17 protein-coding genes are annotated in these 17,822 nt (G+C 63.2%); 14 read left to right on the top strand and 3 right to left on the bottom strand.

The features are described 5' to 3' along the window. Positions 1–235 precede the first annotated feature (235 nt). The 4 genes from purE to BLV47_RS22730 all read left to right on the top strand — a co-directional run bounded on the left by purE (position 236) and on the right by BLV47_RS22730 (position 2,849). Positions 236–727, top strand: coding sequence for a 5-(carboxyamino)imidazole ribonucleotide mutase (gene purE / locus BLV47_RS22745; protein ID WP_016967060.1), 492 nt, complete (start codon positions 236–238; stop codon positions 725–727). An 11-nt stretch (positions 728–738) separates the two neighbouring features. After that, entirely contained in the window at positions 739–1,821 is a 1,083-nt protein-coding gene (locus BLV47_RS22740) for a 5-(carboxyamino)imidazole ribonucleotide synthase (protein ID WP_092317768.1), read from the top strand. A 107-nt stretch (positions 1,822–1,928) separates the two neighbouring features. After that, positions 1,929–2,174 (top strand): GlsB/YeaQ/YmgE family stress response membrane protein, encoded by a 246-nt coding sequence (locus BLV47_RS22735; protein WP_092317765.1) that lies wholly within the window; start codon positions 1,929–1,931, stop codon positions 2,172–2,174. Positions 2,175–2,312: 138 nt separating this feature from the next. Beyond that, positions 2,313–2,849: a DUF3299 domain-containing protein gene (locus tag BLV47_RS22730; protein ID WP_060841768.1), complete on the top strand. Its 537-nt coding sequence runs from the start codon at positions 2,313–2,315 to the stop codon at positions 2,847–2,849. Between the two features lie 107 nt (positions 2,850–2,956). Here the strand turns inward: BLV47_RS22730 and BLV47_RS22725 are convergent, their stop codons facing one another. Together BLV47_RS22725 and BLV47_RS22720 are read right to left on the bottom strand one after the other, a co-directional pair. After that, complete coding sequence (locus tag BLV47_RS22725; RefSeq protein WP_092320556.1) at positions 2,957–3,856, bottom strand: D-hexose-6-phosphate mutarotase; 900 nt, start codon at positions 3,854–3,856, stop codon at positions 2,957–2,959. Between the two features lie 58 nt (positions 3,857–3,914). Beyond that, entirely contained in the window at positions 3,915–4,319 is a 405-nt protein-coding gene (locus tag BLV47_RS22720; protein ID WP_003229628.1) for an acyl-CoA thioesterase, read from the bottom strand. Between the two features lie 394 nt (positions 4,320–4,713). Here BLV47_RS22720 and BLV47_RS22715 point away from each other — a divergent pair, with 394 nt between their 5' ends. From BLV47_RS22715 to BLV47_RS22670, 10 genes are all read left to right on the top strand, one after another. After that, positions 4,714–6,012 (top strand): MFS transporter, encoded by a 1,299-nt coding sequence (locus BLV47_RS22715; RefSeq protein WP_092317762.1) that lies wholly within the window; start codon positions 4,714–4,716, stop codon positions 6,010–6,012. A 189-nt stretch (positions 6,013–6,201) separates the two neighbouring features. Further along, complete coding sequence (locus BLV47_RS22710; RefSeq protein ID WP_092317759.1) at positions 6,202–7,185, top strand: phosphate ABC transporter substrate-binding protein PstS; 984 nt, start codon at positions 6,202–6,204, stop codon at positions 7,183–7,185. A 474-nt stretch (positions 7,186–7,659) separates the two neighbouring features. Next, positions 7,660–9,693, top strand: coding sequence for an ABC transporter permease subunit (locus BLV47_RS22705; RefSeq protein WP_177431242.1), 2,034 nt, complete (start codon positions 7,660–7,662; stop codon positions 9,691–9,693). A 15-nt stretch (positions 9,694–9,708) separates the two neighbouring features. Continuing rightward, the gene (pstA, locus tag BLV47_RS22700; RefSeq protein WP_092317753.1) at positions 9,709–11,379 is read left to right on the top strand and encodes a phosphate ABC transporter permease PstA; all 1,671 of its coding nucleotides are present in this window, start codon (positions 9,709–9,711) and stop codon (positions 11,377–11,379) included. Positions 11,380–11,565: 186 nt separating this feature from the next. Then, entirely contained in the window at positions 11,566–12,399 is an 834-nt protein-coding gene (gene pstB, locus BLV47_RS22695; RefSeq protein ID WP_092317750.1) for a phosphate ABC transporter ATP-binding protein PstB, read from the top strand. A gap of 121 nt (positions 12,400–12,520) precedes the next feature. Next, a complete protein-coding gene (phoU, locus tag BLV47_RS22690; RefSeq protein WP_016964958.1) occupies positions 12,521–13,282 on the top strand; it encodes a phosphate signaling complex protein PhoU in 762 nt (253 codons plus the stop codon). Between the two features lie 166 nt (positions 13,283–13,448). Further along, positions 13,449–14,402: a response regulator gene (locus tag BLV47_RS22685; protein ID WP_092317747.1), complete on the top strand. Its 954-nt coding sequence runs from the start codon at positions 13,449–13,451 to the stop codon at positions 14,400–14,402. Positions 14,403–14,825: 423 nt separating this feature from the next. Beyond that, on the top strand, positions 14,826–15,161 hold the full coding sequence (locus BLV47_RS22680; protein ID WP_092317744.1) for a type II toxin-antitoxin system RelE/ParE family toxin: 336 nt from the start codon (positions 14,826–14,828) through the stop codon (positions 15,159–15,161). Further along, the gene (locus BLV47_RS22675) at positions 15,154–15,468 is read left to right on the top strand and encodes a helix-turn-helix domain-containing protein (RefSeq protein ID WP_092317741.1); all 315 of its coding nucleotides are present in this window, start codon (positions 15,154–15,156) and stop codon (positions 15,466–15,468) included. The genes BLV47_RS22680 and BLV47_RS22675 overlap by 8 nt, the downstream gene beginning before the upstream one ends. A 61-nt stretch (positions 15,469–15,529) precedes the next feature. Continuing rightward, a complete protein-coding gene (locus tag BLV47_RS22670; RefSeq protein ID WP_092317738.1) occupies positions 15,530–16,426 on the top strand; it encodes a peptidoglycan DD-metalloendopeptidase family protein in 897 nt (298 codons plus the stop codon). A gap of 48 nt (positions 16,427–16,474) precedes the next feature. On the opposite strand, the gene BLV47_RS22665 is transcribed toward BLV47_RS22670, so the two are convergent. Then, positions 16,475–17,815 (bottom strand): hemolysin family protein, encoded by a 1,341-nt coding sequence (locus BLV47_RS22665; protein ID WP_016964953.1) that lies wholly within the window; start codon positions 17,813–17,815, stop codon positions 16,475–16,477. Between the last annotated feature and the right edge of the window lie 7 nt (positions 17,816–17,822).

Genomic DNA, 17,822 nt, shown 5'->3' with positions numbered 1-17,822 from the left:
AGCTCCTACGAGGGGTGCGGGATTGACCTTGGAGTCAATAAAACCGGGGTTTTGCGCTGCAAATACTTTGTTCGACAGATGGTCGGCGAAAGTGCGTTTAGCGCGGCTTTTTCGGTATACTGCGCGGCCTTCGGCCGGTTCGTCCGGCCATAATTCGTACAGTCAAGCCACGCATTTTCGCGTGGCTTGTTGTTTTTGACGCGCCCGCGGGCGCCCAGAGAGAAGAGGCACGACGATGAGTGCACTGGTTGGCGTGATCATGGGCTCCAAGTCCGATTGGTCCACCCTTAGCCACACCGCCGATATGCTGGAAAAGCTCGGCATCCCTTACGAGGTGAAGGTGGTGTCCGCCCACCGCACCCCGGACCTGCTGTTCCAGTACGCCGAAGAGGCTGAGGCGCGTGGCATCGAGGTGATCATCGCCGGTGCCGGTGGCGCGGCCCACTTGCCGGGCATGTGTGCGGCCAAGACCCACCTGCCGGTGCTGGGCGTGCCGGTGCAGTCGTCGATGCTCTCGGGCGTGGATTCGCTGCTGTCCATCGTGCAGATGCCCGCCGGCATTCCCGTGGCCACCCTGGCCATCGGCAAGGCCGGGGCGATCAACGCGGCCCTGCTCTCGGCGAGCATCCTGGGCGCCAAGCACCCGCAGTTCCACGCGGTGCTGAAAAAATTCCGTGCTGAACAGACAGACAGCGTCCTGGACAATCCAGACCCGCGCGTCGCCTGAGGTTGTTGACGATGAAGATCGGTGTAATCGGTGGCGGCCAGTTGGGCCGCATGTTGGCCCTGGCGGGGACTCCGCTGGGAATGAACTTCGCTTTCCTCGACCCGGCGCCGGACGCTTGTGCCGCTGCCCTGGGCGAACACCTGCGGGCCGACTACGGCGACCAGGATCACCTGCGCCAGCTGGCCGATGAAGTGGACCTGGTGACCTTCGAATTCGAGAGCGTGCCGGCGGAAACCGTGGCCTTCCTCTCGCAGTTCGTGCCGGTCTACCCGAGCGCCGAAGCCCTGCGCATCGCCCGTGATCGCTGGTTCGAGAAGAGCATGTTCAAGGACCTGGGGATTCCTACCCCCGAGTTCGCCGACATCCAGTCCCAGGCGGATCTGGATGCCGCGGTGGCGCGCATCGGCCTGCCGGCGGTGCTCAAGACCCGTACCCTGGGTTACGACGGCAAGGGCCAGAAGGTCCTGCGCAGCGCCGCCGACGTCGAAGGCACCTTCGCCGAACTGGGCAGCGTGCCTTGCCTGCTGGAAGGCTTCGTGCCGTTCACCGGTGAAGTCTCGCTGATCGCCGTGCGCGCCCGTGACGGGGAAACCCGTTTCTACCCGTTGGTGCACAACACCCACGACAGCGGCATCCTGCGTCTGTCGGTGGCCAGCAGCGATCACCCGCTGCAGGCCCTGGCCGAGGACTACTCCAGCCGCGTGCTCAAGCAGCTGGATTACGTCGGCGTGATGGCTTTTGAGTTCTTCGAAGTGGACGGTGGCCTCAAGGCCAACGAGATCGCCCCGCGAGTGCACAACTCCGGGCACTGGACCACCGAAGGCGCCGAGTGCAGCCAGTTCGAAAACCACCTGCGGGCGGTGGCCGGCCTGCCTCTGGGCTCCACGGCCAAGGTCGGTGAGAGCGCAATGATCAACTTCATCGGTGAAGTGCCGCCGGTGGATCAGGTCATCGCCATCGACGACTGCCACCTGCATCACTACGGCAAGGCCTTCAAGGCCGGGCGCAAGGTCGGCCACGCCAACCTGCGCTGCGCCGATCAGGCGACCCTGCAGGCGCAGATCCTCAAGGTGCAGGCGCTGATCGCCGAGTAACAAATCCACCGGCTGGCGGGAACCTTCGTTTCCCGCCGTTCTCTGATAGCGGGAGGCCAGAGCGCTGACTAGGCTTTGGCTTGACACCCCCTATCAGAGGAACAGCCATGGGCATTATCGGAACCATTTTCATCGGCTTGATCGTTGGTCTGCTGGCGCGTTTCCTCAAGCCGGGAGACGACAGCATGGGCTGGATCATGACCATCCTGCTGGGTATCGCCGGCTCCTTCGCCGCTACTTATGGTGGTCAGGCGCTGGGTATCTACCATGCGGGGCAGGGCGCCGGTTTCATCGGCGCGGTGGTGGGTGCCATTGTCCTGCTGGTGATCTACGGCTTTATCAAGAAAAGCTGATTCCCCCCTGCAAGCCCCCTCTGCCGCTCGGGCGGAGGGGAGCCCTTTTCTTCATCTGAAACTTCAACGCAGCCGACGTGTTGCGCACTAGAATGCGCGGGTTTTTTCCGTCCATCCTTTTTGACCGAGCCACCTCTCATGCGCCGTCTTCTATTGACCTTTGTTCTGTTGGGCTGCGGCCTGGCCCACGCCGGCGAACTGCCGGAAACCGACTGGCTGGAGCTGATGCCCAAGTCGGACCAGAAGGCCCTGGAGCAGATGCCGGAAATCGATCACAACTCCCCCGAGGCCAACGGCACCTTCACCGACAAGGGCGGCCTGAAGCAGAGCAAGGGCTTGCCGGCGGTGATGTATTCCACCAAGACCGTGCCGGCGATGAACGACAAACAGATCCGCCTGGGCGGCTATCCGGTACCGCTGGAAGCCGATGCCAAGGGCCGCAGCACGCTGTTTTTCCTGGTGCCGTACCCGGGGGCCTGCATCCACGTGCCGCCACCGCCGCCCAACCAGCTGGTGCTGGTGCGCTTTCCCAAGGGCGTGAAGCTGGATGACATCTACACGCCGCTGTGGGTGACCGGCACCCTGAAGATCGAGAAGGTCAGCAATGACCTGGCCGACGCGGCCTACGCCCTGGATGCGGCGAAGGTGCGGGTGGTGCAGGAGTCGGACCTCTGAAGCGGCACAGTTGAACACCACTGAACGGTAGGAGCCGGCTTGCCGGCGAAAGCGGTCTTGAGGGCCTCTTCGCTGGCAAGCCAGCTCCCACGTGGGGGCAGGTGGGGTCAGAGCGGGGCGGCGCTGATGCTTACGCTCAGGGTGTGGCTGGCGCCGGGGGCCAGGGTGACGATGTCGTCCATCACGTTGGCGGTTTCGATGCACAGCATGCGCTGCCAGCCGTCGTTGGCCATGTCGCCAAATTGCGCGGCGCGGTCGATCCAGGGGTTCCAGATCACCGCAGTGCGTGAGCCTGCGCTGTTCAGGCGAATCCGCCGCTGCCAGTGTGGGTCGACGATCTCCAACTGCGCCGGCACATCCAGGTAAATGCGGTCGGTTTCGCCGCTAAAACGCAGGGCGCCATGCTGCACCTTGGTTTTCCAGTCTTCCAGAGTCTCGATGTAGTTCAGCCCATCAACGCCTTCCACCTGCACGTTGCGCACATCGCTGACCGCGAAGTAGCTGTGCAGCGCCTGGCTGATGCTCACGCTCTGGCTGCCCAGGTTGTGGCTGCTGAGGCTGATGTGCAGTTGCTCGTCGAGACGGATGCTCAGGCGCGGTTCCACCTGATGGGGCCAGCCGGGGAAGCCGCCAGTGGGGCAGGGCAGGCGCAGTTCCACCAGCAGGCTGTCGCCCTGGCTTTCGATGCCCAGCAGTTCCCAGTCGGTGGCGCGCACCAGGCCGTGGGCCGGTGCCGGCTCGCTGCTCTGGCGCATGGCCTGCACCGCCTGGGGGTTGCGCGCCAGGTTGCCGAACCAGGGCCAGCACACCGGCACTCCGGCGCGGATGCTCTTGCCGCTTTTGAACACGGCCTCGTCGTTGAGCCAGATCAGCGGCTGTTGCCCGGCCACCTGATAACTGAGGATGTGCGCGCCTTGCTGGGCCAGCAGCAGTTCGGCGTCACCGTGGCGGATGCGCCAGCAGTTCAGTTCATCGAGTTTGACGGTTTCGACCTGGGGTGTAGGCATGCTGCTGTTCTCGTTCACAAGGTGTGGACGGTCATGGCGCGCATGACCGCCTCCAGGTTTAACGGGCGCGGGGGGGAACCGAGCGGGTGCGGCCGCTGCCATCGATGGCGACGAACACGAACACCGCTTCGGTGACCTTGCGCCATTCGCTGGACAGCGGGTCGTCGCTCCACACTTCGACCATCATCTGGATCGAGCTGCGGCCGATTTCCAGGGTCTGGGTATAGAAGGACAGCTGCGCGCCCACGGCCACCGGCACCAGGAATGCCATGCGGTCGATGGCCACCGTGGCCACTCGGCCACCAGCGACGCGGCTGGCCATGGCGGTGCCCGCCAGGTCCATCTGGGCGACCAGCCAGCCGCCGAAAATATCGCCAAAACCGTTGGTTTCACGGGGCAAGGCGGTGATTTGCAGGGCCAGGTCGCCTTGCGGGATTGGATCTTCTTGTTCGAGCTCTATCATGCCGAGGGGCCTCTGACCCGTGACGCTTCATGGGTACTTCAGGTGAATAGCCGTCTTCAGGAAAAACGATTCAGCCCGAACACACTGCGTTCGTCACGTTCTTTCTAAGGCGTGCTAAAGGGAAACTCTGCGAAATCGACTGGCACTGTCCAGGGACTGGGGCGCGCAGCAGCGTTTTCGCACAGCAACCCTTGCCAGGAGCGGCTTTGCGCTCCGAGGTTTGCGAGTATATCGGTCGATAGACTCCGCGACGACCCACTCAGTTCGCAAATTTGTGAGTCATTTGTGCACCGCTGTGTACGGATTCGAACAATTTGCTATCGTGCCGAACCTGCCAGGCCCCAACCAGCGCTGTTGCGGCTTCCAGAACCGACTAATAAGAGAAGCCCTTGCCATGACCACTGTGCCTGCGAGCGCCGCGCAATCTGCGCAACCCGCCCGTCCGCTGACCCGTAGTGACTACAAGACCTTGTCCCTGTCCGCCCTGGGTGGGGCGCTGGAGTTCTACGACTTCATCATCTTCGTGTTCTTCGCCACCGTGGTCGGCAAGCTGTTCTTCCCCGCGGACATGCCCGAGTGGCTGCGCCTGATGCAGACCTTCGGCATCTTCGCCGCCGGTTACCTGGCTCGTCCCCTGGGCGGGATCGTCATGGCTCACTTCGGCGACCTGCTGGGGCGCAAGAAGATGTTCACCCTGAGCATTTTCATGATGGCGGTGCCGACCCTGATCATGGGCCTGTTGCCGACCTACGCGCAGATCGGCCTGTGGGCGCCGATCCTGCTGTTGCTGATGCGGGTGATCCAGGGCGCGGCCATCGGCGGTGAAGTGCCCGGGGCCTGGGTCTTTGTTTCCGAACACGTGCCGCAACGGCATATCGGCTATGCCTGCGGCACCCTGACCTCGGGCCTGACCGCCGGGATTCTCCTGGGCTCGCTGGTGGCCACGGCGATCAACAGCATCTATACCCCGGCGGAAGTGGCGGACTACGCCTGGCGGATTCCGTTCCTGCTGGGCGGGGTGTTCGGCCTGTTCTCGGTGTACCTGCGCCGCCTGCTGCACGAAACCCCGGTGTTCGCCGAGCTGCAACAGCGCAAGGCCCTGGCCGAGGAGCTGCCGCTGCGCGCAGTGCTGCGCGATCACCGTGGCGCCATCGTGATTTCCATGCTGCTGACCTGGCTGCTGTCCGCCGGGATCATCGTGGTGATCCTGATGACCCCCACCGTGCTGCAGACCGTCTATAAATTCCCGGCCATCACTGCCCTGGAAGCCAACAGCCTGGCCATCGTGTTCCTCAGCCTTGGCTGCGTGATTTCCGGGGTTCTGGCGGACCGTTTCGGTGCTGGCAAGGTGTTCGTGTTCGGCAGCGCCTTGCTGCTGGCCACCTCCTGGACCTTCTATCACGGCCTGCTGGACAACCCGCAGTGGCTGTTCCCGATGTATGCCCTGACCGGTCTGTTTGTCGGCACCATCGGCGCGGTGCCTTACGTGATGGTCAAGGCGTTCCCGGCAGTGGTGCGCTTCAGTGGCCTGTCGTTTTCCTACAACCTGGCCTACGCGATCTTCGGTGGCCTGACGCCGATGGTGGTGACCTGGCTGCTCAAGGAAAGCCCGATGGGCCCGGCCTACTACGTGGCAATCATTTGCGGCATCGGCCTGCTGGTCGGCCTGTACCTGTGGGTCAAGGGCCGCTGACCACCAGCCTGTAGCCGCAGCTTCTGGCAGCGGCTACCAGACGCTTTTATTCCCCCATGAAAGAAAGGCCCGCTTGCGTTCAGGAGTGCTGGCCTTTCATCTAATTGTCATATTCCGGACATAGAGTGTTCACACGGCCTACAGATACTTGGCCCCGACTTAACACACCCTATCTGCTAGGAGTAAGGCATGAAACTGAAGCGTTTGATGGCGGCAATGACCTTTGTCGCCGCTGGCGTTGCGACTGCCCACGCGGTTGCCGCTGTTGACCCTGCTATCCCGAGCTACACCAAGACCACTGGTGTGTCGGGCAACCTGTCCAGCGTCGGTTCCGATACCTTGGCGAACCTGATGACCCTGTGGGCCGAGAACTACAAAAAAGAATACCCGAACGTCAACATTCAGATTCAGGCCGCCGGCTCCGCCACCGCGCCACCCGCGCTGACCGAAGGCACCTCCAACCTGGGCCCTATGAGCCGCAAGATGAAGGACACCGAGCTGGCCGCCTTCGAGCAGAAGTACGGCTACAAGCCAACCGCCATCCCGGTGGCCGTGGACGCCCTGGCAGTGTTCGTGCACAAGGACAACCCGATCCAGCACCTGACCATGGAACAGGTTGACGCGATCTTCTCCTCGACCCGTCTGTGCGGCGCCAAGGCCGAAGTGAAAACCTGGGGCGACCTGGGTGTGACCGGCGACCTGGCCAACAAGCCGGTCCAGCTGTTCGGCCGCAACTCGGTATCCGGCACCTACGGCTACTTCAAGGAAGAAGCCCTGTGCAAAGGCGACTACAAGCCTAACGTCAACGAACAACCTGGTTCGGCGTCGGTGGTGCAGTCCATCAGCTCCTCGCTGAACGGCATCGGCTACTCGGGCATCGGCTACAAGACCGCCAGTGTGAAGACCGTGGCCCTGGCCAAGAAAGGCAGCAGCGACTTCATCGAAGACACCGAAGAAAACGCCCTGAACGGCAAGTACCCGCTGTCGCGCTTCCTCTACGTCTACGTCAACAAGGCCCCGAACAAGCCTCTGGCCCCGCTGGAAGCCGAGTTCGTGAAACTGGTCCTGTCCAAACAGGGTCAGGAAGTAGTGGTCAAAGACGGCTACATCCCACTGCCCGCCAAGGTAGCCGCCAAGGCCCTGGCTGACCTGGGTCTGAAAGAAGGCGCATAAGCCGCCACCGAAGGTCCGGGCTCCCCGGACCTTCTTGTTTCAGCAGGGGCCGGGCTGCCAGCGAAAACGCCCGAAAAGGCAACGCCAGGCTCAAGGCCGGTTCGCCGGCCAGTCGGTTCCTGCAACCTCATTTTCTGTCCGCTGCCGGCCCTGCCACGCGGCGGATTTGCTGCGTCACTGCATTGTCATCTTTCTGTCATACAGGATCGCTAGGGTGTGCGCATGAATGATCTGGCCAACTCCCCCATGACTACGACTTCTCCCCCCAAGCGCATTGACTTCAATACGCCTGAGCTGCAACGCAAGCGGCGCATTCGCGCGCTCAAAGACCGTCTGACCCGCTGGTACGTCCTGGTAGGCGGCCTGGCCGTGCTGGGTGCGATCACCCTGATCTTCTTCTTCCTCGCCTATGTCGTCGCGCCGCTGTTCCAGGGTGCCGAACTGACTGCCAAGGAGCCGCTGACACCCGCCTGGATGCAGGATGCCGGCAAGCCGCTGATGTTCTCCCTGGAAGAGCAGAACCAGGTAGCCATGCGCGTCTCCGACAAGGGCCAGGCGCTGTTCTTCGACATCGACAGCGGCGCCGAGCTGCGCAAGGTCGACCTGCCGGTTCCCGCGGGGGCCAGCGTCACCTCCATCGGCAAGGACCAGCCCGGCAATCCGCTGGTGGTGGTCGGTCTGTCCAACGGCCAGGCCCTGGTGTTCCGCCACACCTACAAGGTCAGCTACCCGGACGGCAAGAAGACCATCTCGCCGGCCATCGAGTACCCCTACGGCGAAACCCCGATCACTTTGAACGAGCAGGGCGGGGCGCTGGAACACGTCAATCTCAACGCCACTGATTCGTCGCTGATCATCGCCGGTTCCACCGGTGCACAGTTGCATGTGCTGAAGCTGACCCGCGAAGAAAACATGATGACCGGCGAAGTCACCAGCGAGCAGAGCCGCATCGAGCTGCCGCAGATGACCGAGCCGGTCAAGGCGATGTACATCGATCCGCGCCAGCAATGGCTGTATGTGATCAATGGTCGGGCCTTGGCCGACGTGTTCAGCCTGCGGGACAAGAGCCTCAACGGTCGCTACAAATTGCTGGACGACGCCAACGCTGAAGTCACCGCCAGCACCCAACTGGTGGGCGGCATCTCGCTGATCATCGGCACCTCCAAGGGCGGTCTGGCCCAGTGGTTCATGGCCCGCGATGCGGATGGCGAACTGCGCCTGAAGCCGATCCGCAGCTTCCAGATGGGCACCGCGCCCATCGTTGAAATCACCGCCGAAGAGCGCCGCAAGGGCTTCGTCGCCCTGGATGCCGCCGGCAAGCTCGGGGTGTTCCACAGCACTGCCCATCGCACTCTGCTGGTGGACCAGGTAGTGGACGGCCAGGGCCTGTTCGGCCTGTCGCCACGGGCCAACCGGGTGATCGTCGAGGCCGGCGGCAAGCTGCAACCGCTGCTGCTGGACAACCCACACCCGGAAGTGTCCTGGAGCGCCTTGTGGAGCAAGGTCTGGTACGAGAACTACGACGAGCCTAAGTACGTCTGGCAATCCACCGCGGCCAACACCGATTTTGAACCCAAGCTGAGCCTCTCGCCGCTGACCTTCGGCACCCTGAAGGCGGCGTTCTACGCCATGCTGCTGGCGGCGCCATTGGCGGTGGCCGCGGCGATCTACACCGCCTACTTCATGGCCCCGGGCATGCGCCGCAAGGTCAAGCCGGTGATCGAACTGATGGAAGCGATGCCGACGGTGATCCTCGGCTTCTTCGCCGGCCTGTTCCTCGCGCCTTATGTCGAGGGGCATTTGCCGGGCATCTTCAGCCTGCTGCTCCTGCTGCCGATCGGCATCCTGGTGGCCGGTTTCGCCTGGAGCCGCCTGCCCGAGTCGCTGCGCCTGAAGGTGCCGGACGGCTGGGAGAGCGCGATCCTGATCCCGGTGATCATCTTCGTCGGCTTCCTCTCGCTGTACCTGAGCCCGTTCATGGAGAACTGGTTCTTCGGCGGTGACATGCGCATGTGGATCTCCCACGACCTGGGGATCACCTACGACCAGCGCAACGCCCTGGTGGTCGGCCTGGCCATGGGCTTTGCGGTGATCCCGAACATCTACTCGATCGCCGAAGACGCCGTGTTCAGCGTGCCCCGTGGCCTGACCCTGGGCTCCCTGGCCCTGGGCGCCACGCCGTGGCAGACCATGACGCGGGTGGTGATCCTCACCGCCAGCCCGGGGATCTTCTCGGCGCTGATGATCGGCATGGGCCGCGCCGTGGGCGAAACCATGATCGTGCTGATGGCCACCGGCAACACCCCGGTCATGGAAATGAACCTGTTCGAAGGCCTGCGCACCCTGGCCGCCAACGTCGCGGTGGAAATGCCCGAATCGGAAGTCGGCGGCAGCCACTACCGCGTGCTGTTCCTCTCGGCGCTGGTGCTGCTGTTGTTCACCTTCGTCATGAACACCCTCGCCGAGCTGATCCGTCAGCGTCTGCGCAAGAAATACTCGTCGCTTTAAGAAAGGTAGAAGTCTGTGAAACAGAACTCCCTAAAAGACTGGTTCAAGAGCGGCGCCCCAGGCGTCTGGATCAGCGGTGGCGCGGTGTCCATCGCGGTCATCATGACCATCGGTTTGCTGGCGGTGATCGCCGTGCGCGGCCTCGGCCACTTCTGGCCGGCCGACCTGGTGCACGCCAGCTACGACGTGCCGGGCCAGGCCAACCACCTGGTCATCGGTGAAGTGGTGCAGAAGGAAGAAGTGCCCCGGGCACGCCTGAAGAGCGCCGGCCTGCCGGTGCCCGACCAGGGCCCGGAGTTCATGACCCGGGAGCTGATCAAGGTCGGTAACCGCGACCTGAATGGCAACGACTTCACCTGGATCGTCGGCGAGTGGCTGACCAACCAGAGCTACCCGAAGGAACTGATGGCCATCGAGCGCCGTGAGTGGGGCAACTTCTACGGCTACCTGGTCAACGTCAAGGAAAGCGGCAAGGTGATCGCCGAGGGCGAGGCTGCCTGGCCCGAGCTGCAAGCGCGGATCAACCGGGTGAACCAGCTGGCGGTCCAGCTCAAGACCCTGGAAAAATCCGACATCGGCGCGATCAACGCCGGTCTGGAGCGCATCCGCCTGCACGGCCGCAAGCTGGAGCTGGACGGCAAGATGACCCCCGCCGCCCAGGCCGACATGGACGCCGAGCGCGCCGAACTCAATGCCCGTTATCAGGAGGTCGAGGCGCGCCTGAGCGACCTGCACGCCCAGTTCAACCGCGACAGCCTCACTGCCCGCGATGCCAACGGCAAGGAAATCGAGATCGGCCTGGGCAAGGTGGTGCATGCCTACCAGCCGAACGCCATGGGCACCTTCACCAAGATCGGCTTCTACTTCAGCAAGGTCTGGGAATTCCTCAGCGACGACCCCCGTGAAGCCAACACCGAGGGCGGGATCTTCCCGGCGATCTTCGGCACCGTGATGATGACCCTGATCATGGCCATGATCGTCACCCCGTTCGGCGTGCTGGCGGCGGTCTACCTGCGTGAATACGCCAAGCAGAACACCCTGACCCGGGTGATCCGCATCGCCGTGAACAACCTGGCGGGGGTTCCGGCCATCGTCTACGGGGTGTTCGGCCTGGGCTTCTTCGTCTACGTGCTGGGCGGTTCCGTGGACCGCCTGTTCTTCCCCGAAGCCCTGCCGGCGCCGACCTTCGGCACCCCGGGCCTGCTCTGGGCTTCCCTGACCCTGGCGCTGCTGGCGGTGCCGGTGGTGATCGTGGCCACCGAGGAAGGCCTGGCGCGGATTCCCCGTACCGTGCGTGAGGGCTCCCTAGCCCTGGGCGCGACCAAGGCCGAGACGCTGTGGAAGATCGTCCTGCCGATGGCCAGCCCGGCGATGATGACCGGGATGATCCTCGCGGTGGCCCGCGCCGCCGGCGAAGTGGCGCCGCTGATGCTGGTGGGCGTGGTGAAACTGGCGCCGTCGCTGCCGCTGGATGGCAACTACCCGTACCTGCACCTGGACCAGAAGATCATGCACCTGGGCTTCCATATCTACGACGTCGGCTTCCAGAGCCCCAACGTCGAGGCCGCGCGGCCTCTGGTGTACGCCACCGCGCTGCTGCTGGTGCTGGTGATCGCCACCCTGAACCTGTCGGCGGTCTGGATCCGTAACCACCTGCGGGAAAAATACAAGGCACTGGATAGCTGATCGGCCGGCTTGTGTAGGAGCTGGCTTGCGTAGGAGCTGGCTTGCCAGCGAAGGCGTCCGCAAGGGCGACACAAGGCCCGCAGGCCTCTTCGCCGGCAAGCCGGCTCCTACGGAACAGAATGATGTCGCCGCTGGCCTGATGCCTGCGGTTCACGACAAACGAATTGGTAGCACAGGGAGCATCCCATGCAACACGAAGCACACACTCATGGCATCAACATGTCCGCCCTGGGCCGCGACAAGCAGAGCCTGAGCCTGGAACAGGAAACCGTGGCCATCGAAGTGCCGGGCCTGAGCCTGTTCTACGGCGAGAAACAAGCGCTGTTCGATGTCAGCATGAACATCCCCAAGCAGCGCGTGACCGCCTTCATCGGCCCGTCCGGTTGCGGCAAGTCGACCCTGCTGCGGACCTTCAACCGCATGAACGATCTGGTGGACGGCTGCCGCGTGGAGGGGGCGATCAACCTCTACGGCAACAACATCTACCGCAAGGGCGAAGACGTGGCCGAGCTGCGCCGTCGGGTGGGCATGGTGTTCCAGAAGCCCAACCCGTTCCCCAAGACCATCTATGAAAACGTGGTCTACGGCTTGCGCATCCAGGGCATCAACAAGAAGCGCGTGCTCGACGAAGCCGTGGAGTGGGCGCTCAAGGGCGCGGCGCTGTGGGACGAGGTCAAGGACCGCCTGCATGATTCGGCACTGGGACTGTCCGGCGGTCAGCAGCAGCGTCTGGTGATTGCCCGCACCATCGCCGTGGAACCGGAAGTGCTGCTGCTGGACGAACCCTGCTCGGCCCTGGACCCGATCTCGACCCTGAAGGTCGAGGAACTGATCTACGAGCTGAAGTCCAAGTTCACCATCGTCATCGTGACCCACAACATGCAGCAGGCGGCGCGGGTGTCCGACTACACCGCGTTCATGTACATGGGCAAGCTGGTGGAGTTCGGCGACACCGACACGCTGTTCACCAACCCGGCCAAGAAGCAGACCGAAGACTACATCACCGGGCGTTACGGCTAGGAAACAGCTGCAAGCCGCAAGCTTCAAGCGGCAAGACAGAAGCGGTATGCGGTATCCGGATCAATATTTAACTGCTTGAAGCTTGCGGCTTGAAGCTTGCAACTTTCGCGGAGCGAACACGATGATTTCGAAGGAAGGCCTTACTCACCATATCTCCCAGCAGTTCAATGCCGAGCTGGAAGAGGTGCGCAGCCACCTGCTGGCCATGGGCGGGCTGGTGGAGAAGCAAGTCAACGACGCGGTCACCGCGCTGATCGAGGCCGACTCCGGGCTGGCCCAGCAGGTGCGCGAGATCGACGACCAGATCAACCAGATGGAGCGCAACATCGACGAGGAATGCCTGCGCATCCTCGCCCGTCGCCAGCCGGCGGCCTCCGACCTGCGGTTGATCATCAGCATCTCCAAGTCGGTGATCGACCTGGAGCGCATCGGCGACGAAGCCACCAAGATCGCTCGTCGGGCCATCCAGCTGTGCGAAGAGGGCGAGGCCCCGCGCGGCTACGTGGAAGTGCGGCACATCGGTGACCAGGTGCGCAACATGGTGCGCGATGCCCTCGACGCCTTTGCCCGCTTCGATGCCGACCTGGCACTTTCCGTGGCCCAGTACGACAAGATCATCGACCGTGAATACAAGACCGCGTTGCGCGAGCTGGCCACCTACATGATGGAAGACCCGCGCTCTATCTCGCGGGTTCTGAGCATTATCTGGGTGTTGCGCTCGCTGGAGCGGATCGGTGATCACGCGCGCAACATTTCCGAGCTGGTGATTTACCTGGTACGTGGCACCGATGTGCGCCATCTGGGACTCAAGCGCATGAAGGAAGAAGTTGAAGGCACAAGTGGCGAATCCGCTAATGTTCCGGATCAAGCTGACGATAAGTAAGAGTGCCCGAGAAGAGCGCCCGGCCCTTTGGCCGGGCGCTTTTGTTTGGGCGCCTCTAATTCGAAAAGCAGCACCCGCGAACGAAAAGTCCCGGCGTGACTGAAGAGTTTTGGCAAAGTGCCATCAGCCAGCGTTATGCTTGCCGGGATTTTTAAAGGGGTGGTCGATGAGTAAGGTAAGTGTGTTGGTGGTGGACGACGCTTCGTTCATTCGTGACCTGGTGAAGAAGTGCCTGCGCAACTACTTCCCTGGCATCAAGATCGAAGACGCGATCAACGGCAAGAAGGCCCAGGCGATGCTCGCCCGCGAAGCTTTCGACCTGGTCCTGTGCGACTGGGAGATGCCGGAAATGTCCGGCCTTGAGCTGCTGACCTGGTGCCGTGAGCAAGAGTCCATGAAGTCCATGCCGTTCGTCATGGTCACCAGCCGTGGCGACAAGGAAAACGTGGTGCAGGCGATCCAGGCCGGGGTGTCCGGCTATGTGAGCAAGCCCTTCACCAACGAACAGCTGCTGACCAAGGTCAAGCAGGCGCTGAACAAGGTCGGCAAGCTCGACACCTTGATGAACAGCGCGCCGACCAAGATGAACTCGGCCTTCGGCAACGACTCCCTGAGTGCCCTGACCGGCGGCAAGCCGGCGGTGGTGGGAGCGGCTGCGGCTCCGGTCAATCCGTTCGCCAAACCGGCGGCTGCTGCGCCAGCCCCGGCCGCCGCGGCGCCGACGCGCGGCTTGCTCAACAACCCTCCGGTCAAGGCCCCGGCACCTGCGGCAGCGGCCAGTGGTGGTCGTGGCCAGGGTCAACTGCGCTTGTCCAGCGGCAACCAGCCGTGCGTGATCAAGGCCCTGAGCATCAAGGAAGCCTTGCTGGTGGTGAAGCGCACCGACAGCCTGCCCCAGGTGCTGGAAAGCGCGGTGCTGGATCTGGAGCAGGGCGACAACGCCGAAGTGGCGCGGCTCAATGGCTACCTGCATGCGGTGGTGGCACTGGAGCCCAAGCCGGACAGCGAGTGGCTGCAACTGACCTTCCGTTTTGTCGACCAGGACGCGCAAAAGCTCGACTACATCTCGCGCCTGATCGCCCGCGGCACGGCGCAGAAGCACTTCGTTCCGGGCGCCTGATCCGTGTAGGAGCTGGCTGGCCAGCGAGAGCGTCCACCAGGGCAGCCCAAGGCTTGCGGCCTCTTCGCCGGCAAGCCGGCTCCTACAATGATGCAGGTGCTGCGGAAATCTGCTGAAAACACTTTGGCACTGCTGTATTTTGCCTGCCGCCGAGGCGGGCAGCGGTGTTATCCCTCGCTCCAGCCAGCAACCCGTCCCCTGGCGCGTACCCCTAGGGCCAGATGGCCTTGGCCGTTCCCTCCGCTTCTTTCTGCCGTACGTCCGATTGATCTTTTTACCCTTGATTTATATCTGTTTGGATATAGATTGCCCATAGCGCTCCGGTTTTTTCAGCGCTTGCGGCCATGCCTTGAAACAACCCGGCGCGGCTGGTCCTGGCCATGTTGATTAGCCTTGTTCCTGGTCATTAACAGGAGAGGTTCGATGCCCAGGCACAAGGATGTGGTGTTTGTCGGGAGCGCGCTGCGGGATCTCCGGGCGTTCCCTGAAGATGCCCGCCGGGCCGCCGGTTTCCAGCTGGATCTGCTGCAGCAGGGTGAACAGCCCTACGATTGCAGGTCGGTGAAAACCATCGGCCCGGGCGTTTTCGAAATCAGGATCCATGAGGATTCAGGGGCGTTTCGGGTGTTCTATGTGGTCAGGCGACCCGCAGCCACCTATGTGCTGCACGCGGTGCGCAAGACCACCCGCAAGACCGAAGCGCGGGATATCGAGCTGGCTCGTGCCAGATATCAGGAAGCAGGTTCACGCCATGACTGACCAACCGACCAACCAGCGCTTTGCCAGTGTCTGGGACGCCCTTGAGGACACCCCCCAGGAGGCTGCCAACATGCGCCTGCGGGCCAAGCTGATGCTTGAACTGGGCAAGACCGTGCAAGCCTGGGGGGTATCGCAGAAGGAGGCGGCCAAGCGCCTCAATATCTCCCAGCCACGCCTCAATGACGTGCTCAGCGGCAAGATCAACAAGTTCTCCCTCGATGCCCTGGTCAACCTGTCCGAGGCCGCCCAACTGGGCGTGGATATCCATTTCGATGCGTCGGGCACGCAGCCTCTGGCCCCGGCCTGATTCACACAAGTTCCATATCCGGCTGTTAGCGTGCCCGCATAACCTGCCAAGAGGCTGCCCAATGCTTGTGCGCCTGCTGCTGTTGTGCGGACTGTCACTGCTGGCCACGTCGCTGGCGGCGATGACCGTCTACAAATCCGTCGACGCCGATGGCGTGGTGTCCTACAGCGACCGGCCTTCGCCGGGAGCCCAGGCGTTCGTGTTTCACGACCGCATGGAAGAGCACCTGGAACACCAGGTGCGCCTGGATATCCACAAGCACAAGGGCGTGGATGCGGTGTATGTGCGCAATGATCTGTATGCGCCGGTGGAGATCGAGCTGGGCTTTGCCGCCCTGCGCAACGTCAAGGGTGCGCCTGGGCGCCCCATCCGTCAGGTGCTGCCGGCCCGCAGCAGGCAGCGCCTGGCGCTGCTCACGGCGATTCACGCCGATCAGCCCCTGAGTTATGTGCCCCGGTTCCGTTACTCCCTGGGCGACCCGGCAGAGGCCACTCAGGCCTACCGTTACCCGCTGCCCTGGCGCGGTGGGCCGTTTCGCCTGACCCAGGGCGCCAATGGCCAATACAGCCATTTCGCGCCCAGGAGCCGCTACGCAATGGACATCGCCATGCCGGTGGGCACGCCGATCATTGCCGCTCGTGGCGGGGTGGTGGTCAAGACCGAGAATGCCCAGAACGGGCGGGGCGACAACCCGGCGGGCAACTTCGTCCGGGTGCTGCATGACGACGGCACCATGGGCGTGTACCTGCACCTCAAGCAAGGTTCGGTGAGTGTGCGCGAAGGGCAGCGGGTGGCGGTGGGTAGCCCGCTGGGCTTATCCGGCAACACCGGCAACAGCAGCGGGCCGCACCTGCATTTCGTGGTGCAGCGCAATACCGGGCTGGGGCTGGTGTCGATTCCCTATCAGTTCAACCAGCCGCTGGGGGAACTGCCGAATTTTGCCCTGGGTAAAAAATGATCTTTGCCTGTAGGAGCCGGCTTGCCGGCGAACGGGCCGAACGGCCCGTCAATCCAGCATCAGCACCTTGGCCAGGATGATCTTCGGCCCCTTCATCTTCTTGATGATGATGCGCAGGCCTTCGACTTCCAGCACTTCTTCCTCTTCCGGCACCCGTTTCAGGGTTTCGTACACCAGGCCGGCGAGGGTTTCGGCTTCGATATGGTCCAGGTCGATGCCCAGCAGGCGCTCGACCTTGAACAGCGGCGTGTCACCGCGCACCAGCAGCTTGCCCGGCTGGTAGGCGAGGATGCCGCGCTCGGTCTTGCGGTGTTCGTCCTGGATGTCGCCCACCAGCACTTCCAGCACGTCTTCCATGGTCAGGTAGCCAATGACCTTGCCGTCGGCTTCTTCCACCAGGGCGAAATGCGAACCGCCCTTGCGGAACTGCTCCAGCAGCTGCGACAGCGGCATGTGCCGCGACACGCGCTCCAGCGGGCGGGTCAGCTCGGCCAGGTTGAACGACTCGGGAATGTGGTCCAGGGCCGCCAGTTCCAGCAGCAGGTCCTTGATGTGCAGCAGGCCGACGAACTCGTTGCGCTCGCTGTCGTAGACCGGGTAGCGGCTGAACTTGTGACGACGGAACAGGGCGAGGATTTCCTTGAGCGGCGCGTTGAATTCGACGCTGATCAGGTCTTCCCGGGAGTTGGCCCAGTCCACCACTTCCAGTTCGCCCATTTCCACGGCCGAGGCCAGCACGCGCATGCCCTGGTCGCTGGGGTCCTGGCCACGGCTGGAGTGCAGGATCAGCTTGAGTTCTTCCCGGCTGTAGTGATGCTCGTGGTGCGGGCCGGGCTCGCCCTGGCCGGCGATGCGCAGGATGGTGTTGGCGCTGGCGTTGAGCAGGTAGATGGCCGGGTACATCAGCCAGTAGAACAGGTACAGCGGCACCGCGGTCCACAGCGACAGCAGCTCCGGCTTGCGGATCGCCCAGGACTTGGGCGCCAGCTCGCCGACCACGATATGCAGGTAGGAAATGATGAAGAACGCGGTGAAGAACGACACGCCGCGGATCACTTCCGGGGAATTGACCCCCACCGCGCCCAGCAGCGGCTCCAGCAGGTGGGCGAAGGCCGGTTCACCGACCCAGCCCAGGCCCAGGGAGGCCAGGGTAATGCCCAGCTGGCAGGCCGAGAGGTAGGCGTCCAGCTGGCTGTGCACGGTGCGCAGGATCTGCCCGCGCCAGCCGTTCTTGTGGGCGATGGCTTCGACCCGGGTCGAGCGCAGCTTGACCATGGCGAACTCCGCCGCAACGAAAAAACCGTTGAGCAGGACCAGGATCAGAGCAAAAAGAATCATGCCGAAGTCGGCGAACAGAGACGCGAGGGTAAAACCAGGGGAAGGGTCCATGATGGAG

Origin of the sequence: Pseudomonas saponiphila (genome assembly GCF_900105185.1) — a bacterium.
Classification (GTDB): domain Bacteria; phylum Pseudomonadota; class Gammaproteobacteria; order Pseudomonadales; family Pseudomonadaceae; genus Aquipseudomonas; species Aquipseudomonas saponiphila.
The sequence above is the reverse complement of the archived record's forward strand: the minus strand, read 5'-3'. Positions and strand labels throughout refer to the sequence as shown.

Bases quoted from the DNA above. Each gene is read 5' to 3' on its own strand.
- BLV47_RS22705 (WP_177431242.1), top strand. From the start codon at position 7,660: ATGCAGGATGCCGGCAAGCCGCTGATGTTCTCCCTGGAAGAGCAGAAC.
- purE (WP_016967060.1), top strand. From the start codon at position 236: ATGAGTGCACTGGTTGGCGTGATCATGGGCTCCAAGTCCGATTGGTCC.
- BLV47_RS22670 (WP_092317738.1), top strand. From the start codon at position 15,530: ATGCTTGTGCGCCTGCTGCTGTTGTGCGGACTGTCACTGCTGGCCACG.
- phoU (WP_016964958.1), top strand. From the start codon at position 12,521: ATGATTTCGAAGGAAGGCCTTACTCACCATATCTCCCAGCAGTTCAAT.
- BLV47_RS22735 (WP_092317765.1), top strand. From the start codon at position 1,929: ATGGGCATTATCGGAACCATTTTCATCGGCTTGATCGTTGGTCTGCTG.
- BLV47_RS22685 (WP_092317747.1), top strand. From the start codon at position 13,449: ATGAGTAAGGTAAGTGTGTTGGTGGTGGACGACGCTTCGTTCATTCGT.
- BLV47_RS22720 (WP_003229628.1), bottom strand. From the start codon at position 4,319: ATGATAGAGCTCGAACAAGAAGATCCAATCCCGCAAGGCGACCTGGCC.
- BLV47_RS22725 (WP_092320556.1), bottom strand. From the start codon at position 3,856: ATGCCTACACCCCAGGTCGAAACCGTCAAACTCGATGAACTGAACTGC.
- BLV47_RS22715 (WP_092317762.1), top strand. From the start codon at position 4,714: ATGACCACTGTGCCTGCGAGCGCCGCGCAATCTGCGCAACCCGCCCGT.
- BLV47_RS22740 (WP_092317768.1), top strand. From the start codon at position 739: ATGAAGATCGGTGTAATCGGTGGCGGCCAGTTGGGCCGCATGTTGGCC.
- BLV47_RS22680 (WP_092317744.1), top strand. From the start codon at position 14,826: ATGCCCAGGCACAAGGATGTGGTGTTTGTCGGGAGCGCGCTGCGGGAT.
- pstB (WP_092317750.1), top strand. From the start codon at position 11,566: ATGCAACACGAAGCACACACTCATGGCATCAACATGTCCGCCCTGGGC.
- BLV47_RS22665 (WP_016964953.1), bottom strand. From the start codon at position 17,815: ATGGACCCTTCCCCTGGTTTTACCCTCGCGTCTCTGTTCGCCGACTTC.
- BLV47_RS22730 (WP_060841768.1), top strand. From the start codon at position 2,313: ATGCGCCGTCTTCTATTGACCTTTGTTCTGTTGGGCTGCGGCCTGGCC.
- BLV47_RS22710 (WP_092317759.1), top strand. From the start codon at position 6,202: ATGAAACTGAAGCGTTTGATGGCGGCAATGACCTTTGTCGCCGCTGGC.
- BLV47_RS22675 (WP_092317741.1), top strand. From the start codon at position 15,154: ATGACTGACCAACCGACCAACCAGCGCTTTGCCAGTGTCTGGGACGCC.